Raw genomic sequence first — 17,374 nt, 5'->3', positions numbered from 1 at the left:
GCAGCAGGTGCTGAGGGGATGGGGACCACATGGCTGGTGTGACTACGGGCGCGCAAATGTTCGGCGAACTCGCCGCCTACCCGGCCGTCGTTCTGCTTTGCGCTGTGCTGCCGTTCGCGGTCTCGTTCGTGATCGACGCGGTGAACCTGATGGTGCGCCGGGAGCGCTCCGCGGTCCCCGCTCTCGTCACCGCACTCGTGCTTTCCTTCGTCGTGGCCGCCACCGGGTTCCTGCTCCTGGAGCTGAGCCTGGTCGGCATCGGTTCGGATGCGGCGGTGCTGGCCCGGTTGACCTCGGTAGGTGTCGGGCTGCTGCTCGTCTGTTCTCCGCTGGCCCTGGTGGCCGCTGTGGCCCGCCTGTTCATCTCGATGCTCCGCGCTCGGGCCCTGGCCCGCCGGGCTACCGATGCGGGTGGCAGCCTGCCGGAGGCCAAGCCGGGGAGTACACCGGGGACACTGCCGGGTGCGTTGCCCAGCCTGGCGGGAACCCTGCCCGGTGCCATGACAAGCCCGGTGCCGTCCCGCAGCGGGACCACGATGCTGGCCCGTTTCGCCGACCACGTGGCCTGAACCGCCGGCATGACCCCGCCAGCCTGACCGCGGGTAGGTGGCTAGGCCGTCGGTGCGTCGTCGATCTTGACGACCGCGAAGTCGGCGTCGAGTTCGACGTCGATGTCCTGGCCGTTGTCGAGCGTGATCTCCACCTCGTAGGCGTGATCGAAGTCGTCGCTGCGCTCGACCTCGGTGACGGTGCCCACGGTGCCCGGCGTTATCGCGGCCAGGGCCGCCTCCGACGCGGACGACCGGTCTGCCTCGGTGAGGGGTGCGAGGTCGGAGCCGCCATTGTCGTCGGTTCCGGTGCTGGGGGAGCCGTCCGTCGGGACCGCGGTGGCCCCGGCCGTGGGCAGGCCGTCGACCCAGAGCACGGCGAACGACTTGTCCAGGGCGACGTCGACGTCGGTGCCGTCCGCGAGGGTCACCTCGACCTCGAAGGCCTGGGCGGTGTTGTCGTCGGTGGTCTCGGTGTCGGTGACCGTGCCGCTGCCCACGGCGTCGAGCGCGGCGGCGCTGGCCTTGTCGAGGGTGCTTCCGGTGAGCGGGGCGTCGGAATCGAACGTGTCGGCGATGGCCAGCCCCGCGCCCCCGGCCACGAGTACGGCGGCGACGGCGGCGGAGGTGATCCAGATGGTCTTCTTCTTCACGAGGTGTCCCTTGGTCGAGTGTGTCCACGCGGTGCGCGGCTGTTCCCCTACTCTGGCGGGGCGGTGCTGAAGCCAGGCTGAAGCCCGCTGAAGCCGGTTTCAGAAAGCGACTTGAGCGGTTTTAGGCGAGACCGCCGGATGCGTCGTCGCCGGCCGCCGTGCCGCGGTCGGGCTTGCTGCCCGTCGCCTCCGGGCGCGGGGCGTCGACATCGGGGCCGGTGCCTTCCGCGGAGCCGTCGTCGGCCGCGGGCAGCCGCACCTCGAACCGGGCGCCGCCGAGGGCTCCCGCCGTGACCAGCACGGTGCCGCCGTGCGCCTGCACGGTCTCCCGCACGATCGCCAGCCCCAGGCCGGTGCCGCCGGAGGCGCGCGCCCGCGACTCGTCCAGCCGCACGAACCTCTCGAACACCCGGTCCCGCTCCTCGGCCGGTATCCCGTGCCCGTCGTCCTCCACCACGAGCACGACCTGGGTGGCCGTGACCCCCACGGACAGGTTCACCCGGCCCACGGCGTGCTGGGCGGCGTTGTCCACGAGGTTCCGCACCACCTGCCCGAGCAGGTTCTCGTCGCCGTGCACCCGGGCCGCTCCGACGGCGGTGGCGTCGATCGTCAGCGCCATGGTGTCCCGCAGCCGGCGTGCCTCGGCGAGCACGAGGTCGTCCAGGTCCACGGCTCGGCCGGTGGCCTGCAGAGAGCGCTCGGTGACCTGCGCGAGTAACAGCATCCCGCGCACGAGGCGTTCCAACCGGGCGCCCTCGTCGAGCACCGCCTCCGAGAGGTCGCCCAGGCTCATCCGATCGGGGTGCGCCTGGGCCACCTCGGCGTATTGGCGCAGGGAGGCCAGCGGGGAGCGCAGCTCGTGCGAGGCATCCGACACGAACTGGCGCTGCGTCCGCTGCGAGGTGTCGAGCCTGTCGAGCATGCTGTTCATGGTGCGGGCGAGCCGGCCGATCTCGTCGCCGCGGCCCGGATCGGCCACCCGCCGGTCGAGGTTGGCGGCGGTGACGGCGTCGACCTCGCGGCGCATCCGTTCGACCGGCGCCAGGGCACGGCCCACCACGATCCACGTGAGCAGGGCCACGACGCCGAGCAGCAGCGGCACCGCACCGGCGAGCAGCCAGGCGACCGTGCTCACCGACTCGTCGATGGTCTCCAGGCTGCGACCGGCGGCGATGGTGACGTCGTTGTCTTCGTCGACAGCCACGAGATAGGCGGCATCCTCGCCGGGCAGCCGCACGACCTGGGCGTCACTGTCTTTCTCGAGCACGACCGGCGTGCCGTCGAGAGCCTCGCTGCCGGTCACCAGGGCGCCGGATGCGTCGGTGACCTGCACGAAGATCTCGTCGTCATCGACGTCGAAGCCCGTTGCCGCGCCCGTGTCCTCCAGGGTGGTCTGCAGTTGGGAGAGGTCACGGTCGACCGCGTTGTTTACCTCGTCGAGCAGCACCGTGCGCAGCACCAGCACGAACAGGAGCGCCCCGACCACGAGGGTGGCGGCCACGATCGCGGTGGAGACGAGGGTGATACGGCCGCGGAGCGACCGGCCGCGGGTGCCGCGCCGCTCAGCCACCGTCGGCCGCCAACCGGTAGCCGGCGCCGCGGAGGGTCTCGATCGCGGCCCGGTCGAACGGGCGGTCCACCTTGTTGCGCAGGTGCCGCACGTAGACCTCGACGATGTTGGGGTCGCCCTCGAAGTCGAAATCCCAGACGTTGTCCAGCACATCGCGTTTGCTCACAACGGAGCCCCGGTTGCGCATCAGGTACTCGAGCACGGCGAACTCGCGGGACGTGATGTCGACAACGGTGTCGCCGCGGCTCACCCGGCGGGTGGCGGGGTCGAGGTGCAGGTCGCCGGCGCGCAGCACGGTGGGCCTGGCGGTGGCGCCGCGACGGATCAGCGCGCGCATCCGGGCCAGCAGCACCGCGGAGGAGAAGGGTTTGGTGAGGTAGTCGTCGGCGCCGGTGTCGAGCGCCTCGATCTGGTCCCACTCGCCGTCCTTGGCGGTGAGCATGAGGATCGGCGTCCAGTTCTGCTCGGCGCGCAGGGTCTCGCAGACGCGGTAACCGCTGAGGCCTGGAAGCATGATGTCGAGCAGGATCACCGCGTATTCGTTCTCGCGGGCCAGCCAGAGCCCGTCGGGTCCAGTGCCGGCCACGTCGACCGCGAAGCCCTCGGCCTCGAGGCCGCGCTTGAGCCCGGTCGCCAGCCGCACCTCGTCTTCCACCACCAGCACTCGCATCCGGCCCCCATCGTCGTGTCGGTCTTGTCGTGTCGGTGCGCCGCTGTTGCCGCGGCTATCCGGCTCAGTCTGGCGGATGCCGCTGAAGGCAAGCTGAAACCGCCCTGCCCGGCCCTGCGCTGATGCGCGCGGCGGCGCGTCTATGGGTCATGCCCCGCGCGTCGGTCGAGCCCGTCGAGACCTCGTGACGTGTCTGTGTGTCGTGCCCCGCTCGTCGGTCGAGCCCGTCGAGACCTCGTGACGTGTCTGTGTGTCGTGCCCCGCTCGTCGGTCGAGCTTGTCGAGACCTCGCTGGGTGCGCACCGGCATCGAACGTCGTCGTCGTGGTGCGGCCGCGTTTGATTTCGGGAGAAAGCACGGTTGGCGGGGGCTGGCACCGTGCTTTTTCCCGAAATGAGTTTGCGCAGGGCGGATGCGGCGCGGCCGCCGCCGCTGAAGCGGCTCTACTTCTGGCGCCCGCGGGTATGTAGGAGCAGCCGGGCCAGCGAGAGGTTGGCTAGGAGGAGCAGCGCCACGATCACGAGAATCGCCGGCCAGAGCCCGTTCGAGTCGTAGACCGCCAGGGCCACGAGCGGCCCCGCGACCGCGCCGAGGTCGCCGGCGGTGCGGGTGATGCCCACCACCAGTCCGCTCTGCCGGGCCGGCACCGCTTCGCTCATGAGCACAGTCGGCACGATGCCGGCCACGCTGGTGGCGAGTCCGTAGAGCACGATCGCCAGGGCGAACAGCCACGGTCCGTTGGCGATCGGGAAGATCAGCAGAGCGGCCGCGGAGGCGATCACCCCGGGCACGAGCACGGCGAGCCGGTAGCCGCGGTCGATGAGCGAGCCAACCACGGGCAGCGCGGCCAGGGACAGCAGCGTGGCCGCGGCCAGTGCGACGCCGAGCGTGAGCGGAGTGAGACCCCCGGTGTCGTAGGCCGCCACGGGCACGAGTCCTTGCTCGCCGCCGAACCGGGCGAAGAAGGTGGCGAAGGAGCTCAGCGCCAGCGCGATGACGATCGCGGCGACGCCCACGCCTGCGTAGTTGGGCGCCGAGGGGCCGGTTTCGGATGCCGCGGGGCGCGACGCGAGATCAGCTCGCGGGGTCTCGACGGGCTCGACCAGCGTGGTGGGGTGCGTCGTGAGGTCGGCTCGCGGGGTCTCGACAGGCTCGACCACCGTCGGGGTCGCGTCGGTCTCGAGAGGCGCAGCACGCGTGCGGGTGGCGACCATCTCGTCGGTCGAGCTTGTCGACGCCGTACTGAGCTTGTCGAAGTAGACCTGGTGAGGTGCCTCTGAAGGCGAGGCCAGCATGTGGGTCGCGACCATCTCGTCGGTCGAGCTTGTCGACGCCGTACTGAGCTTGTCGAAGTAGACCTGGCCAGGTGTCACTGAAGGCTCGACCACCGTGCGGGGCGGGGTCTCGACAGGCTCGACCACGGTGCGGGGCGCATCCGCCGGCTGCGCGGACCGGCCGCGGGGGAGCCAGTAGTGTGCGGCGGGGCGCACGGCGTCCCAGGCGAGCACCAGGGCGAGGGGCACGCTGGCGACCAGGAACACCGCTTCGAGCGGGAACCAGGTGAGCACCAGACCGCCGAGGAACGACCCGATCGCCCCGGCCGACATCTGCACCGCGGTGACCGTGGCCATCACCCGGCCGCGCCGGGCGGGCGGGGCTCCGGAGACGAGGATAGCGAAGCCGATGGTGATCGCGGCGCCGCCGAGCACCCCGGCGAGCACCCGGGCACCGATCAGCCAATCGGCGCCGGGGGCCAGCCCGGTGAGGCCGGTCACCACCACGAGCAACAGGCTCACCGCCCAGAGATAGGGCCGTGGCTTCCACCACCGCAGCAGGATGCCTGCGGGGATGTTGGCCAGCACCCGTCCGAAACCGAACGCGGCGATGATCGGGCCGAGCACCAGGGCGGTCGCTCCGAAGCGGTCCACATAGAGCGGCAGCGCGGGCACGATGGTGCCCCACGTCATCTGGGTGGCGCCGATCAGGCAGCACAGCAGCAGGGTCTGCTCGGCGAGCGAGGGGCCGCGACCGCCGACCGGGTTGGCACCGATGTGAACACCACCACCGCGCGGGCCGGGGCCCGAGCGGCCCCGGCCCGCGCGGCGGCTCACGACGCCAGGTTGGCGCGCAGCGTCGAGCCGGGGTACGCCGCACCCATGGTGCCGCGGCGGCGGAGCTCCGGCACCAGCAGGTCGATGATGTCGGTGTACGACGCGGGCATGCTCAGCGGGTTGCCGATCATGTAGCCGCCGCGGGAGCCGGTGGCCGCGAAGTTCTCCTCGAGCTGGTCGGCCAGCTGGGACGCGGTGCCGCTGAGGGTCTGGTTGTAGCCCACGGCGTGCTCCCAGCCGCGCTCGAAGAACTCGGTGCGGGAGAGCGAGTGGTCGCCGCCGAGCTCCTGCACGAGTTGCCCCACGAACCCCGACGGGGACGCGTGGCCGGCCACGATCTCGGCCTGCAGCTCCCCGAGCACGATGGTGTCGCCCACGGTGGAGAAGTCGTAGCCGGCGTTGTACGACAGGTACGCGCCGACCGCTTCGTCACCCCAATAGGAAAGCATCTCCTTCTTGCGGGCCGTGGCCTCGTCTGCGGTGCGGCCGATCACCAGCTGGGTGGCCCAGAGGATGCCCACGTCGGCGGGGTTGCGCCCGTTGGCGGCGAGCTGCAGGTCGAGCTGCGACCGGTGCCGCTGCTGGCCGGCCAGGTTGCCGCCGAACCCGAAGATGAGGTCGGCGAACTTGGCACTCGTGGCGATGCCCTGCGGCGAGTTGCCGGCCTGCACGAGCACCGGGTGCCCCTGTGGGCTGGGCACGCTGGTGAGCGGCCCCTGCACGTCGAAGAAGTCGCCGTGGTGCCCGATGGCGTGCACCTTGCTCGGGTCGGCGAACCGGCCGGTCTCCCGGTCCATCACGATCGCGTCGGGCTCCACCGAGTCCCAGAGCTGCTGGCACACCGAGATGAACTCGTCCATGCGCTCGTACCGCTTGCTGTGCTCGAGCAGCTCGTCGAAGCCGTAGTTGGCCGCATCCGCTCGCCGGGTCGACGCCACGACGTTGAACGCGATGCGTCCGCCGGTGACGTGGTCGAGCGAGTTGAGCAGCCGGGCCACATAGAACGGATGCATGAACGTGGAGGAATACGTCAGGCCGAAGCCGATGTTCTGGGTCACGGCGCTCATCGCGGCGATGAACGGGCTCATGTCGTGCCGCGGCCACTGCACGCCCCACTCGACGGCGGCGTCGGGGGAGCCGCGCCAGGTGTCGGGAAGGCCGGTGCCGTCACCGAAGAAGAGCATGTCGATGCCGCCGCGCTCGGCGGTGATCGCGAGCTCCTGGAACATCTTGACGTCGGGGAAGGTGCGGCCGGTCCACGAGCCCGGCCGGGCCCAGCGGCCCTCCGAGTGCGTGAACGACAGGTCGAACGCCAGGTGCAGGTGCTTCGGGTCCTGCTCGGGCGCGGTCATGCCGACACCGCCGAGCCGGTCAGAACGGATGCCGCGGGCGCGCCGGGCGCCGTCGCATCCGCTACCGGCACGGGGAAGAACCCGGCCAGCTCGTCGCTCGTCACCACGTGCGCCGTGGTCAGGGCCAGGATCTCGAGGGCGTTCTCGTGCACCCGCACCTCATAGGCGGCGGTGGCGTCGCTGGGAATCAGCACCGGGTAGTCGAGCTGGAACGCGTCGGTCGCGGTCGCGGCGATGCAGCACTCGGTGGTGAGTCCGGCCACGGCCACCCACACCACGCCGAGGCCCTGCAGCAGGGCGTGCAGCTCGGTGCCCTGGAAGCCGCTGTAGTGCCGTTTCTGCACGCGCGGTTCGCCGGCGGCCGGCTCCAGGCCGTACCAGTCGGCGCCCGGGGTGCCGATCACGCAGGGTTCGGTGTCGTCCATCGGCTCGTCGAAACCGCGGCCGCGCAACCAGTTGCTGGCGCCCCAGAGTTGCTCCGGGTCCGAGGCCAGCTCGATCCAGACCACGGGCACGCCGGCCGCGCGGGCGGCGTCGACGAGGCCCGCGGTGCTGCGGATCGCGGCGTTGATGGACTCTTCTGCCGCGGTGTCGAGGCCGTAGTCGGCGAGGTAGCCCAGGTCGGCGAAGGAGCGCTGCACGTCCACGACGAGCAGGGCACCGGCCCGGTTGGACAGGCCCGCGAAGGCGTCGTCGGCGCTCACGAGGCGACCAGTCCGCTCGTCGTACGGGCGGCATCCTGTGCACGGAGGGTGGGCAGCACGGCCTCGCCGAAGGCGGGCAGATCGGCGTGGTAATCGGGGAAGATGAGCATCAGGCCGTCGAGTTCGGCGCCCTCGACGACGGTGTTGATGTGGTTGAGCACGGTGTCGGGTGAGCCGACCACGTACGGGGTCTGGAAGGCGTCCTGCCCGGTGGCGGACTCGGTCCAGGAGGTCGCGCGATCGCGCGGCATGCCCCAGGAGACCCGCATGTTGGCGAGGGCCTCCACGTCGACGCCGGAACCGATCACGTCGACGCGTCGCTGGGCGTCGGCATCCGTGTCGCCCATCACCACGGTGAGCATGGCGTAGGTCTTCACGGAACGATCGAGCGCCGCGGCCTGGTCGTGCACGTCCCGGGAGGACTCGCGCAGCTCCTCCATGGTGTCGCCGGAGAGGAACGCTCCGTCGCAGAGTTCGGCCTGGAACTTACGTCCGCGCGGCGAGCGGCCGGCGCTGATCAGGGTGGGCTGCACGCGCGGGTGCGGCCGTGAGACGCAGTCGGTGAGGGTGAACGTGTCGCTCTGCATGGTCACGGAGTCCTCGGTCCAGAGCCGGGTGACGGCGCGGGTCCAGTCCTCCACCATCTGGTAGCGGGCCTCCTTCGACATGGTGGCGTCCCAGAGCCCCATCTGCTCGAACTCGTCGGCGTAGGAGCCGGAGACGATGTTCATGCCGGCGCGGCCGTTCGAGATCTGGTCGAGGGTGACGAACATCTTCGCGGCGATGGCGGGGCTGTGGATGTTGGCGTGCACGGTGGCCCAGATCTTCACCTTCTCGGTGGCTTCGGCCAGGCCCGCCATCATGGTCATCGACTCGAGGGTGTTGCCCCAGTGGTCGGTCGAGCCGCCGAAGCCGCGCCACTTGGCCATCGACATGACGAAGTCGAGGCCGGCCTGCTCGGCGAGCACCGCGGTGGTCTTGTTGTACTCGTAGCTGCCGTCGGGATGCGGCGCGGTGGTGGACACCAACCAGCCGCCGTTGCCGATCGGGAGGAAGACGCCGTACTCGCGTGCTGACATGGGAAACACTCTTTCTCTGCTGTGGTGGAACACCGGGAGGCTGCGACGGAGACGGCGAGGGCCGAGACGGACGTGGTGCGGGAGGCTGATGAAGGTTGGGGTGGTTCAGTTGCGGACATCCCGCCTTCATTGCGAAGACGAAGGAGGGATGCCCGCAACTCAGTGCTACCGGGCCGCCGCTCAGCGCGGCGCCGCGGCGAGCCGGGTTACGGGGCCGGCCAGATGAGGGTGGTGCCGTCGTAGATCGCCTCGATGAAGCTGTTGTCGAAGTAGGCGGTCGGGTCGGCCGGGGCCTTGGCGATCTGGCCGCTGTCCACGAGGAACCCGGACTCAGCGGTGACGTTGTCGAAGTCGATCAGGCCGATCGGGGCATCCGTGGCCTGGTTCTCGGTGACGATGTCGTACTCGGTGGTCCAGACCTTGAGGTTGTGCGCGGCGTCGAAGCCCTCGCCGGAGAGGTCGGCGGCGAAACCGACGCACTCCTCGCCGTTCTCCCCGCAGTAGTCGAAGGCGTGCTGGCTGGCGCGGAGGAAGTCCTCGACCGCGGTGGGGTTCTCGGCGGCGAACTCGTTGTTCACGGCCAGGCTGCCCAGCGACCCGGCCACGCCGAAGTCGTAGGGGCGCCAGACGGTGACGTCTTCGCCGGCGGCCTCGAGCAGGTTGGGCTCGTTGGAGATGAAGCCGGTGAGCGAGTCCACCTGGCCGCGCGGCAGGATCGAGGGGTCGTAGCCCACGACCACCTGCTGGATCGAGGAGAGGTCGGCTCCCGCGTTGGTGAGCATGGCGCCCACGGCCGGCGGCAGGTTGCCCTTCTGGCCCAGGATGGTGCCGTCCAGCTGCGTGAGGTCGGTGATGTCCGTGCCGGTCATCAGGATCTCCAGGCCCACGTTGGAGTAGGTGGCGATGCCGGTGACGTCGATGCCGTTGTCCTGCGCGGTGATGAGGTTCTGCTCGTCGACGCTCGTGATGGTGACCTGACCGGAGGCGAGCAGCTGGGCATTCTGGCTGGTGTCACCGGTGCCGGGCTGGATGTCGACGTCGAGGCAGAGGGCGTCGAAGTAGCCCAGCTGGTCGGCGGCGATGATGTTGAGGATCGACACCGACGCCTGGTACTGGTACCCGGTGAGGAAGTTGATCGTGCCGGCGGCCTTGTTCAGCTCGCAGCGGTCGGCCGAGATGGCGCTGGCCGCGGCGGCCGTGTCGGTCGACGCGGCGTCGTCGGCTGCCGGGCTGCAGGCGGCGAGGCCGAGGGTGAGGGCGGCGATGGCAACGGCGGCCAACGCGTGGGTGGGGCGAATGGGCATAGCGGTCTCCTGGTGCGGTGGGGGAAGAGGGGACGGGTGATGCGGGGAGATGGTGCGTGAAACGGGTACGCGTGAAACAGGGCTGTGGTGCGGATGCTGCGGGTACTGCGGCAGAAAAGGTTCGGGGGTGTCAGCTCTTGGCGCCTTGGCGGGACTCGTGCCAGTGCAGCACGCGGTCCTCGATGGCCGTGATGATGAGCAGCAGCAGCGAGCCCATGATCGCCAGGCACAGGATGGCCGCGTAGACCACGGCGAGGCGGTTGTTCGAGGAGGCGACGCTGATCACGGTGCCCAGGCCTTCGGCGGCGCCGGGGGCGGAGAGCTCAGCGACCACGGCGCCGATGATCGAGAGCGGGAACACCACCCGCAGGGCGGTGAAGAGGTAGGGCAGGGCGCTGGGCATCCGCACGTGCCAGAGCATCTCGAGGCGGGAGGCGTGCAGGGTAGTGAAAACCTGCAGCACCGCGGGGGAGACCGAGCGAAGGCCGGTGGCCACGTTGATGAGGATCGGGAAGAAGCAGATCAGCGCGGTGACGATGAGCTTGGGCTCCGGGCCGAAACCGAACGCCACGACCAGGGCCGGGGCGATGGCCACGAGCGGGGTGACGCTGAGCACCACGGCGATGGGCATGATGGCCCGCCGGGCGATGGGAAGTTCGGAGACGAGAACCGCGAGGACGAACGAGGCGACGAAGCCGATGGCCAGGCCCACCAGCGCCACGGCCAGGGTGGCCCAGGCGTTGCTGAGATAGAAGCCGGGGTTGGCGGCCAGCGCCTCACCCACCGATGCGAGCGGCGGCAGCAGGTAGGGGCTGTCGGCGGCGGTGATGGTCCACAGGATGCCCAGCGCCACCAGCAGCACCGCGAGCGGCAGCCAGTAGGCGGGGCGGAGGAAGCCGAGCTGTTTGGGCAGGCCGGACTTCTTGGTGGACTTCTTGCCGGACTTCTTGCCGGACTTCTGGGCGGCCGGGGCCGTGGCGGCGGTCACGGGGCTCTCCTGGATCGTTGCGGGTTCGGTCATGACGCTCACTGGGCGGCTCCTGCCGGGATCGGGGTGGACCCGGTGATCGGGTTCTCCTGCCAGGCGGTCTGCAGGTGGTCGCGGATGACGTCTTCGAAGTGGTGGAACTCGGCAGTCTTGAGCATCGCCTGGCTGCGCGGGCGCGGCAGGGTGATGTCCACGGATGCGGTGATCCGGCCCGGGCGGGCCGACATCACGAGCACCTTGTCGGAGAGCCGCACGGCCTCGGAGACCGAGTGGGTGACGAAGACGACCGTGGTCTTGTTCTCGTCCCAGATGTCGAGCAGCTGCTCCTGGATCGACTCGCGGGTGAATTCGTCAAGCGCGGAGAACGGTTCGTCCATGAGCAGCACGTCGGGCTGCACGCCGAACGCCCGCACGATGGCGGTGCGTTGCTGCATGCCGCCGCTGAGCTGCGCGGGCAGCTTGTGCACCGCATCCGTCAGCCCCGCCTTGCCCAGCAGGTCGAGCATGTCGGGCGCGGGGCGTTCGAGGTGACCGTGGATGCGGCGGCGCAACTTGTCGGCGCGACGGTTGACCTTGGCGGGCATGCTCACGTTGCCCAGCACATCCTTCCACGGCAGCAGGGCGGGAGCCTGCGGAACCAGGCCGATCATCTTGGCGGCGCAGGCACGCTCAGGGGTGACCCCGAAGACCTCGGCGGTGCCGGAGTCGGCGGTTTCGAGGCCGGCGATGAGGCGCAGCAGGGTGGACTTGCCGCAGCCGGACGGGCCGATGATGCTGACGAACTGGCCGCGTTTGATGTCGACGTCCACGTTCTGCAGCGCCACGTGCTGGCTGGGGCCGGAGCCGTAGATCTTGACGGCGCCGCGGATCGAGATCGAGTCGGCCGTGCTGCTGGAGACTGCGGTCGGTGCGGAGGGGGAGGTGAGGGTCATGGGGTCAGACCAGCTTCCTGAACTCGCGGTTCTGATAGACGAGCGGGATGCGCTCGGTGCGGATGACCTCGTCGACCTGCACGATGATCATGAGGTGGTCGCCCACGGTCCAGCGTTCGTGCACCTGGCCCAGGAGCGAGGCCTGGGCGCCGGTGACGACGGGAACGCGGTCGTAGTCGCCGTGCAGGGTGACGGCGGAGAACTTGTCGATGCCCTTGGTGGCGAAGTGCCGGGCCACATCGCCTTGGTCGTCGGCGAGGATGTTGATGGCCACGTGGTCGGTGCGGGCGAACGCCGGGTAGCTCTCGGCAGTCTCGGCCAGGAACACGGCCACGAGCGGCGGGGTCACCGAGACGCTGGTGAAGCTGTTGGCGGTGAAGCCGTACGCGGTGCCGTTCATCGTCGTGGTGACGAGGGTGACGGAGGTGGCCATGCCGGCGAGGGCCCGGCGGAGTTCGGCCGGGTCGAAGATCGCGGTGCCCGGGGCGTCGGCGGGCACGGGGACTGGGACATCCGTCGTGGTGGGTCGGGGATCGGTTTGCTGCACGCTGGCCTCCAAGGCACGTTTCGAGAGATCGAGAGGAGGAGAGCGAGCGGGTGAAGTGATCAGCCGACTGAGTGAGTCGAGTGGCAAATGGCCCGCGGAGGTCCGTTGGCTTTCACAGTAGGCGGCGCAGATTTCGCGAAAGTCCGTCTGCTGTTACGCGCAGGTAAACTCACGGGCCGGGTGCCGGTGGTGTCGGTCGGGGTGCGTTGGTGCGTCCGCGAGGTCGGCTTAAGAGGTCTACTTCGACAGGCTCAGCACGGCGTCGACAAGCTCGACCGATGTGTGGTCGCGATGTGCTTGCGGGACGTGCCCATCCCGGTGGTCGAGGTGCGTTGGTGCGTCCGCGAGGTCGGCTTGCGAGGTCTCGACAAGCTCGACCGACGTGTGGTCGCGACGTGCCTACGCGTCGTGCCCATCTCGCTGGTCGAGCCTGTCGAGACCCCGTGACGTGCCTGCGGGGCGTGCCCATCTCGCTGGTCGAGGTGCGTTGGTGCGTCCGCGAGGTCGGCTTGCGAGGTCTACTTCGACAGGCTCAGCACGGCGTCGACAAGCTCGACCGACGTGTGGTCGTGACGTGCCTGCGGGGCGTGTCCATCCCGGTGGTCGAGGTGCGTTGGTGCGTCCGGGAGGTCGGCTTGCGAGGTCTACTTCGACAGGCTCAGCACGGCGTCGACAAGCTCGACCGACGTGTGGTCGCGACGTGCCTGCGGGACGTGCCCATCCCGGTGGTCGAGCCTGTCGAGACCCCGTGACGTGCCTGCGGGGCGTGCCCATCCCGGTGGTCGAGCCTGTCGAGACCCCGTGACGTGCGCGCGGACGCTCCCGCAACTCAGGTCCGGGCGGAGTGCGCGAGGAGCTGGGCGAGCACCTCGAGGGCGCGCCCGAGCTCCAGGTCGGTCGGCGCGCCGTAGCCCAGCACGAGGCCCTGCTGCCCCCGGTCGACAACCGCGTAGTCGGCCAGTGACGCGACCCGCACCCCGCGCGCGGCGGCGTGCGCGACGAGAGCGGATGCATCCGTGCCGGTGGTACCTGCCCCGGTGGCCGGCGAAAGGTGCACCACAACGTGCAGCCCTCCGTCGAGGCCGGACAGCCGCACTCCGGGCAGCGAGCCGAGGGCGCCGATCACCAGGGCGCGGCGGTGGGCGTACTCGCGGCGCACCCTGGTGACATTGCGGGCCAGACCGCCGCTGCCGAGGTAATGCGCGAGCGCCGCCTGCTGCACGCCGGACACCGACGGGCCGAGGTCGTTCCGCACCTCGTGCAGCGCCGCCCCGAGGTCGCCGGTGGCCACGATGTAGCCGCACCGGATCCACGGGGTGACGGTCTTGGAGAAGCTGCCGACGAGGGCGACCCGGCCCGACGTGTCGAGGGTGGCGAGGGCCGGCAGCGGCGAGGTGCCGAAGCGGAACTCGCTGTCGTAATCGTCCTCGATGACCGCGGCGCCGGATGCCCGGGCCCAGTCGAGCAGGTCCAGCCGCGCCTGAACCGAGAGGCTGCTGCCCAGCGGGTACTGGTGGCTGGGCGTGACGAGCACCGCGTGCGGCGCCGCGGTCACCGCGGCGAGCGCGGCCAGGTCGATGCCGTTCTCGTCGGTGCGCACCGGCTGCAGGCGTGCGCCCACCCGGCGCAGCACCCGGCGGGCGGTGGGGTAGCCGGGGTCCTCCACCGCGATCCGCGGGGCGGGTTGGGGCTGGTGTTCGCCGACGACAGTCGCGAGGGCAAGCCCGATGCTCGCCAGGGCGTCGCTGGTGCCGGCCGTGACGATTACATCCTCCGGGCGGCAGGCCAGGCCCCGCGCTCGCCGCACGTGTTCGGCGATCGCGGTGCGCAGCTCGAGTGTGCCGCTGGGCGGCGGCGAGTCGCTCCGCCCCGATGCGGCGACGGCCCACCGCCAGGCTGCGGTCCAGGCCGGGTCGACGAGGGTCTGGGTCGACGGATGCCCGGGGGCCAGATCGATCATCGGCGGGGGAGTGGGAAGAGGCGAGGTGTCCTGCGCCCCTCTGGGGGCCGGGGGCCGGGCCAGGTCTCGGGAGAGGGATCCGCGGCTGTCGACGACGGCGTCGGTGAGCGTCTCGGGACGCTCCACCATCACCCGCGTCGCCGAGCCCGGGCGGGCCAGCAGATAACCCTCACCGGCGAGCTGGTCGTAGGCGGCAACCACCGTTCCCCGCGACACCCGCACCGAGGTGGCCAGCATGCGGGTCGACGGCAGGACCTCGTCGTGGCGCAGCACTCCGTCGAGAATCGCGCGGCGCAGGGCCGTGGCGAGTTGGGCGGCGAGGGGCAGCTCCGACGCCCGGTCGAGCAGGATCGGCAGCTCGTGGGCGTTCATCGTGGTTCCTCCCGCGGTCGGCGCATCCGATAACCGGTCTAGTCGAAGTGGTCAGAACTGGCTCTATCGCCGATCCACTCCGCGCTTGATCCTAGTAGCATGCCCCACTCCACACAGCCCCGAACCGACGCGCCCGGCGCCACATCCGCCACGCTGCCCGTCACCGACCGCACCCGCATCACCCGCGCTCCCGAGCGCCAACGCACCGACCGGGCCGAGCTCTACGCCATCCTGGACGACGCCCTTGTCGCCCACGTTGCGATCGTGCGCGACGGTCTGCCTCTCGTGCTGCCGATGGGATTCGGCCGCGGCGATGACGCCATCTATCTGCACGGCTCCACCGGCAGCGGGATCTTTCGGGCGATGGCATCCGGCACCCCGATCTCGGTCACGGTGACCCACCTCGACGGCCTCGTCTACGCCCGCTCGTTGTTCGACAGCTCGATGAACTACCGCAGCGCCGTCGTGTTCGGCGTGCCGACCGTGGTCGATGCCGCCGACAAGGAGGAGGCCATGCGTGTCGTGTCCGAACACCTGATGCCCGGTCGCTGGGACGAGGTGCGCGCCATGACCAAACGTGAGCTCGCCGCGACCCTCGTGCTGCGGCTGCCTCTGGACGAGGCCAGCGTGAAGGTGCGCGCCCACGGCGCCTCCGAGTCGGCGGATGACGGAGACGATCGGTCGATCTGGGCCGGGGTGCTGCCGCTGCGGGCGACGGCCGGGGCACCGGAGACCTCGGAGCTCACTCCGGCTGGCACCCCGGTCTCGGCCGCGGCGTTGGCCTACGTGGCCCGCCTCGCGTCCGTGTCGTCCGGGTCCGGGAGCGCGGCCGGATGATCGTCGTCTTCTGCGCGGGCCTGGTCACCCTCGCTGCTGTCGGCGTCGTCTGCACGCTCAGGGCCACCGTCACGGACGGTCATCGCCGGATCCCGCCCCGCTGAGCGCCTCCGACCGCGCGTTGTGCGCTCAGTTCGGAACGTCGCACAGTGCGGCGGCCCGTCACCCGTGCGAAGTTCCCAACTGAGTGACTTGACGGTGTTCCGAAGGCCAGGGCTCAGCGGGTGAGGAGCTCCAGCGGCGCGCCCGGCCGGAAGATGTAGACATCCACGTGCATATCGGCCGCGGCGGCACTCGGCCACGACGCGGGGGTGAAAAAGCGGGCCAGCGGCTCGCTGATGCAGATCACCAGGCGCGGCCTCGTGGGCAGCACGCCGCGCAGCCAGACCAGCTTGAGCATGTCGGCAATGGCCTTATTGCGGTGCGACGACTTGGGCGTGCCGGTGTTGGCCACGAGCTGTACGAGCACGCTCGCGGCGGGGTCGATGCCCTCCACCTCCACGCGCAGTCCGCCGGGAACCGTGAGGGTACGCGACTCGAGGGCGACGCCGAGGCGCTCGCCGAGGGCGCGCAGCATGGCGTGCTCGGTCGACTCGGGCTGGATGCGCCCGGTGGCTCCGATGTCCGTCATGCCGCTGGTCCTCTCGCCGCTGTGTACTCGATGGCTCAGTGTACGGCCCGCGGTGTGCGCTCTCGCCGCCGGGATGGTGCCGGGCGGACGGGGCACTGGCGTGCGCGCGTGCGAAGGGCCGGCGCAACAGGTCCCGCTGTGGACAGATGGTCCCGGCGCACCGGGCCATATCTCCGGATGGGCAACAGTTCTGTCTGAGCGGTGCGCCCGCCGGCACTCCGCCGAAGGACGGTCATTGACGACCGTCGATCTTCTCGCCATACTGGCTATATCGATATACGTCTATGTCTGGAGATGCGCATGACCGAGAAGACCGCAACCGAGAAGACCGCGATCACCGAGCTGGTGCGCGAGCGCTATGCGGCGCAGGCGCTTCAGGTGACGGATGTCAGCGCATCCGGCGGCTGTTGCGGCACGCCCTTGGAGACCGGCGCGGAATTCGGCTCGGCGCTGTACAGCGGAACCGAGCAGTCCGAGGTGCCCGACGAGGCGATGCTCGCCAGCCTCGGCTGCGGCAACCCCACCGCCGTGGCCGACCTGCTGCCAGGCGAGACGGTGCTCGACCTCGGCTCCGGCGGCGGCATCGACGTGCTGCTCTCGGCCCGCAGGGTAGGCCCCATGGGTTTCGCCTACGGCCTCGACATGACCGACGAGATGCTGGCCCTGGCCCGCGCGAACGCAACCAAGGCCGGCGCCACGAATGTCGAGTTCCTCAAGGGTTTCATCGAAGAGATCCCGCTGCCGGATGCCACGGTGAACGTGATCATCTCCAATTGCGTGATCAACCTCTCGGCCGACAAGAACGCCGTCGCCCGCGAGATGTTCCGGGTGCTCGCACCAGGCGGACGCCTCGGCCTCTCCGACGTGGTGGCCGAGAACCAGCTCAGCGAGGCCGAGCGGATTGAGCGGGGCTCGTACGCGGGCTGCATCGCCGGGGCGCTGTCCGAGGAGGAGTACCGGGTGGCGCTGGGCACGGCGGGTTTCACCGACGTCAGCGTGGAGTTCACCCACGAGGTGGCCCCGCAGATGCACGGCGCCATCATCAAGGCCGTCAAGCCGAGCTAGCCGGACCGCCGCGCGGTTACGTCGGCAGGCCGTCTCGCCGGGTCTCGACAA

16 protein-coding genes are annotated in these 17,374 nt (G+C 70.3%); 3 read left to right on the top strand and 13 right to left on the bottom strand.

The annotated features are described in order from the left end of the window. Positions 1-29: 29 nt before the first annotated feature. Positions 30-569, top strand: a complete 540-nt coding sequence (locus PA27867_RS13500; protein WP_157109232.1) for a hypothetical protein — start codon at positions 30-32, stop codon at positions 567-569. A 41-nt stretch (positions 570-610) separates the two neighbouring features. Here the strand turns inward: PA27867_RS13500 and PA27867_RS13495 are convergent, their stop codons facing one another. From PA27867_RS13495 to PA27867_RS13435, 12 genes are all read right to left on the bottom strand, one after another. Beyond that, complete coding sequence (locus tag PA27867_RS13495; protein WP_066597162.1) at positions 611-1,201, bottom strand: PepSY domain-containing protein; 591 nt, start codon at positions 1,199-1,201, stop codon at positions 611-613. A 121-nt stretch (positions 1,202-1,322) separates the two neighbouring features. Beyond that, positions 1,323-2,771, bottom strand: a complete 1,449-nt coding sequence (locus PA27867_RS13490) for a sensor histidine kinase (protein ID WP_066597160.1) — start codon at positions 2,769-2,771, stop codon at positions 1,323-1,325. Beyond that, a complete protein-coding gene (locus PA27867_RS13485; RefSeq protein WP_066597158.1) occupies positions 2,764-3,441 on the bottom strand; it encodes a response regulator transcription factor in 678 nt (225 codons plus the stop codon). Before PA27867_RS13485 ends, PA27867_RS13490 begins: the two co-directional genes overlap by 8 nt. Before the next feature lie 443 nt (positions 3,442-3,884). Further along, positions 3,885-5,552, bottom strand: coding sequence for an MFS transporter (locus tag PA27867_RS13480; RefSeq protein WP_066597155.1), 1,668 nt, complete (start codon positions 5,550-5,552; stop codon positions 3,885-3,887). After that, positions 5,549-6,904, bottom strand: coding sequence for an NtaA/DmoA family FMN-dependent monooxygenase (locus PA27867_RS13475; RefSeq protein ID WP_066597154.1), 1,356 nt, complete (start codon positions 6,902-6,904; stop codon positions 5,549-5,551). The genes PA27867_RS13480 and PA27867_RS13475 overlap by 4 nt, the downstream gene beginning before the upstream one ends. Beyond that, positions 6,901-7,608 (bottom strand): cysteine hydrolase family protein, encoded by a 708-nt coding sequence (locus PA27867_RS13470; protein WP_066597152.1) that lies wholly within the window; start codon positions 7,606-7,608, stop codon positions 6,901-6,903. Before PA27867_RS13470 ends, PA27867_RS13475 begins: the two co-directional genes overlap by 4 nt. After that, positions 7,605-8,687, bottom strand: coding sequence for an LLM class flavin-dependent oxidoreductase (locus tag PA27867_RS13465; protein WP_066597151.1), 1,083 nt, complete (start codon positions 8,685-8,687; stop codon positions 7,605-7,607). Before PA27867_RS13465 ends, PA27867_RS13470 begins: the two co-directional genes overlap by 4 nt. A 206-nt stretch (positions 8,688-8,893) precedes the next feature. Then, entirely contained in the window at positions 8,894-9,991 is a 1,098-nt protein-coding gene (locus PA27867_RS13460) for an ABC transporter substrate-binding protein (protein ID WP_066597149.1), read from the bottom strand. A 130-nt stretch (positions 9,992-10,121) separates the two neighbouring features. Next, the gene (locus PA27867_RS13455) at positions 10,122-11,012 is read right to left on the bottom strand and encodes an ABC transporter permease (RefSeq protein WP_084021427.1); all 891 of its coding nucleotides are present in this window, start codon (positions 11,010-11,012) and stop codon (positions 10,122-10,124) included. 5 nt (positions 11,013-11,017) lie between these two features. Next, positions 11,018-11,911 carry an ABC transporter ATP-binding protein gene (locus tag PA27867_RS13450; protein ID WP_066597147.1) on the bottom strand — a complete coding sequence of 298 codons (894 nt, stop codon included), beginning with the start codon at positions 11,909-11,911 and terminating at the stop codon, positions 11,018-11,020. 4 nt (positions 11,912-11,915) lie between these two features. After that, entirely contained in the window at positions 11,916-12,458 is a 543-nt protein-coding gene (locus PA27867_RS13445) for a flavin reductase family protein (RefSeq protein ID WP_157109231.1), read from the bottom strand. 829 nt (positions 12,459-13,287) lie between these two features. Then, on the bottom strand, positions 13,288-14,790 hold the full coding sequence (locus tag PA27867_RS13435; protein WP_066597139.1) for a PLP-dependent aminotransferase family protein: 1,503 nt from the start codon (positions 14,788-14,790) through the stop codon (positions 13,288-13,290). Positions 14,791-14,889: 99 nt separating this feature from the next. Here PA27867_RS13435 and PA27867_RS13430 point away from each other — a divergent pair, with 99 nt between their 5' ends. Then, complete coding sequence (locus PA27867_RS13430; RefSeq protein ID WP_066597138.1) at positions 14,890-15,627, top strand: pyridoxamine 5'-phosphate oxidase family protein; 738 nt, start codon at positions 14,890-14,892, stop codon at positions 15,625-15,627. 217 nt (positions 15,628-15,844) lie between these two features. On the opposite strand, the gene PA27867_RS13425 is transcribed toward PA27867_RS13430, so the two are convergent. After that, complete coding sequence (locus tag PA27867_RS13425; RefSeq protein WP_066597136.1) at positions 15,845-16,258, bottom strand: hypothetical protein; 414 nt, start codon at positions 16,256-16,258, stop codon at positions 15,845-15,847. A 300-nt stretch (positions 16,259-16,558) separates the two neighbouring features. Between PA27867_RS13425 and arsM the strand changes: the two genes are divergently transcribed. Beyond that, positions 16,559-17,323, top strand: coding sequence for an arsenite methyltransferase (gene arsM, locus PA27867_RS13420; protein WP_066597134.1), 765 nt, complete (start codon positions 16,559-16,561; stop codon positions 17,321-17,323). Positions 17,324-17,374: the final 51 nt, after the last annotated feature.

Source organism: Cryobacterium arcticum (genome assembly GCF_001679725.1).
Taxonomy (GTDB): Bacteria; Actinomycetota; Actinomycetes; order Actinomycetales; family Microbacteriaceae; genus Cryobacterium; species Cryobacterium arcticum_A.
The sequence above is the reverse complement of the archived record's forward strand: the minus strand, read 5'-3'. Positions and strand labels throughout refer to the sequence as shown.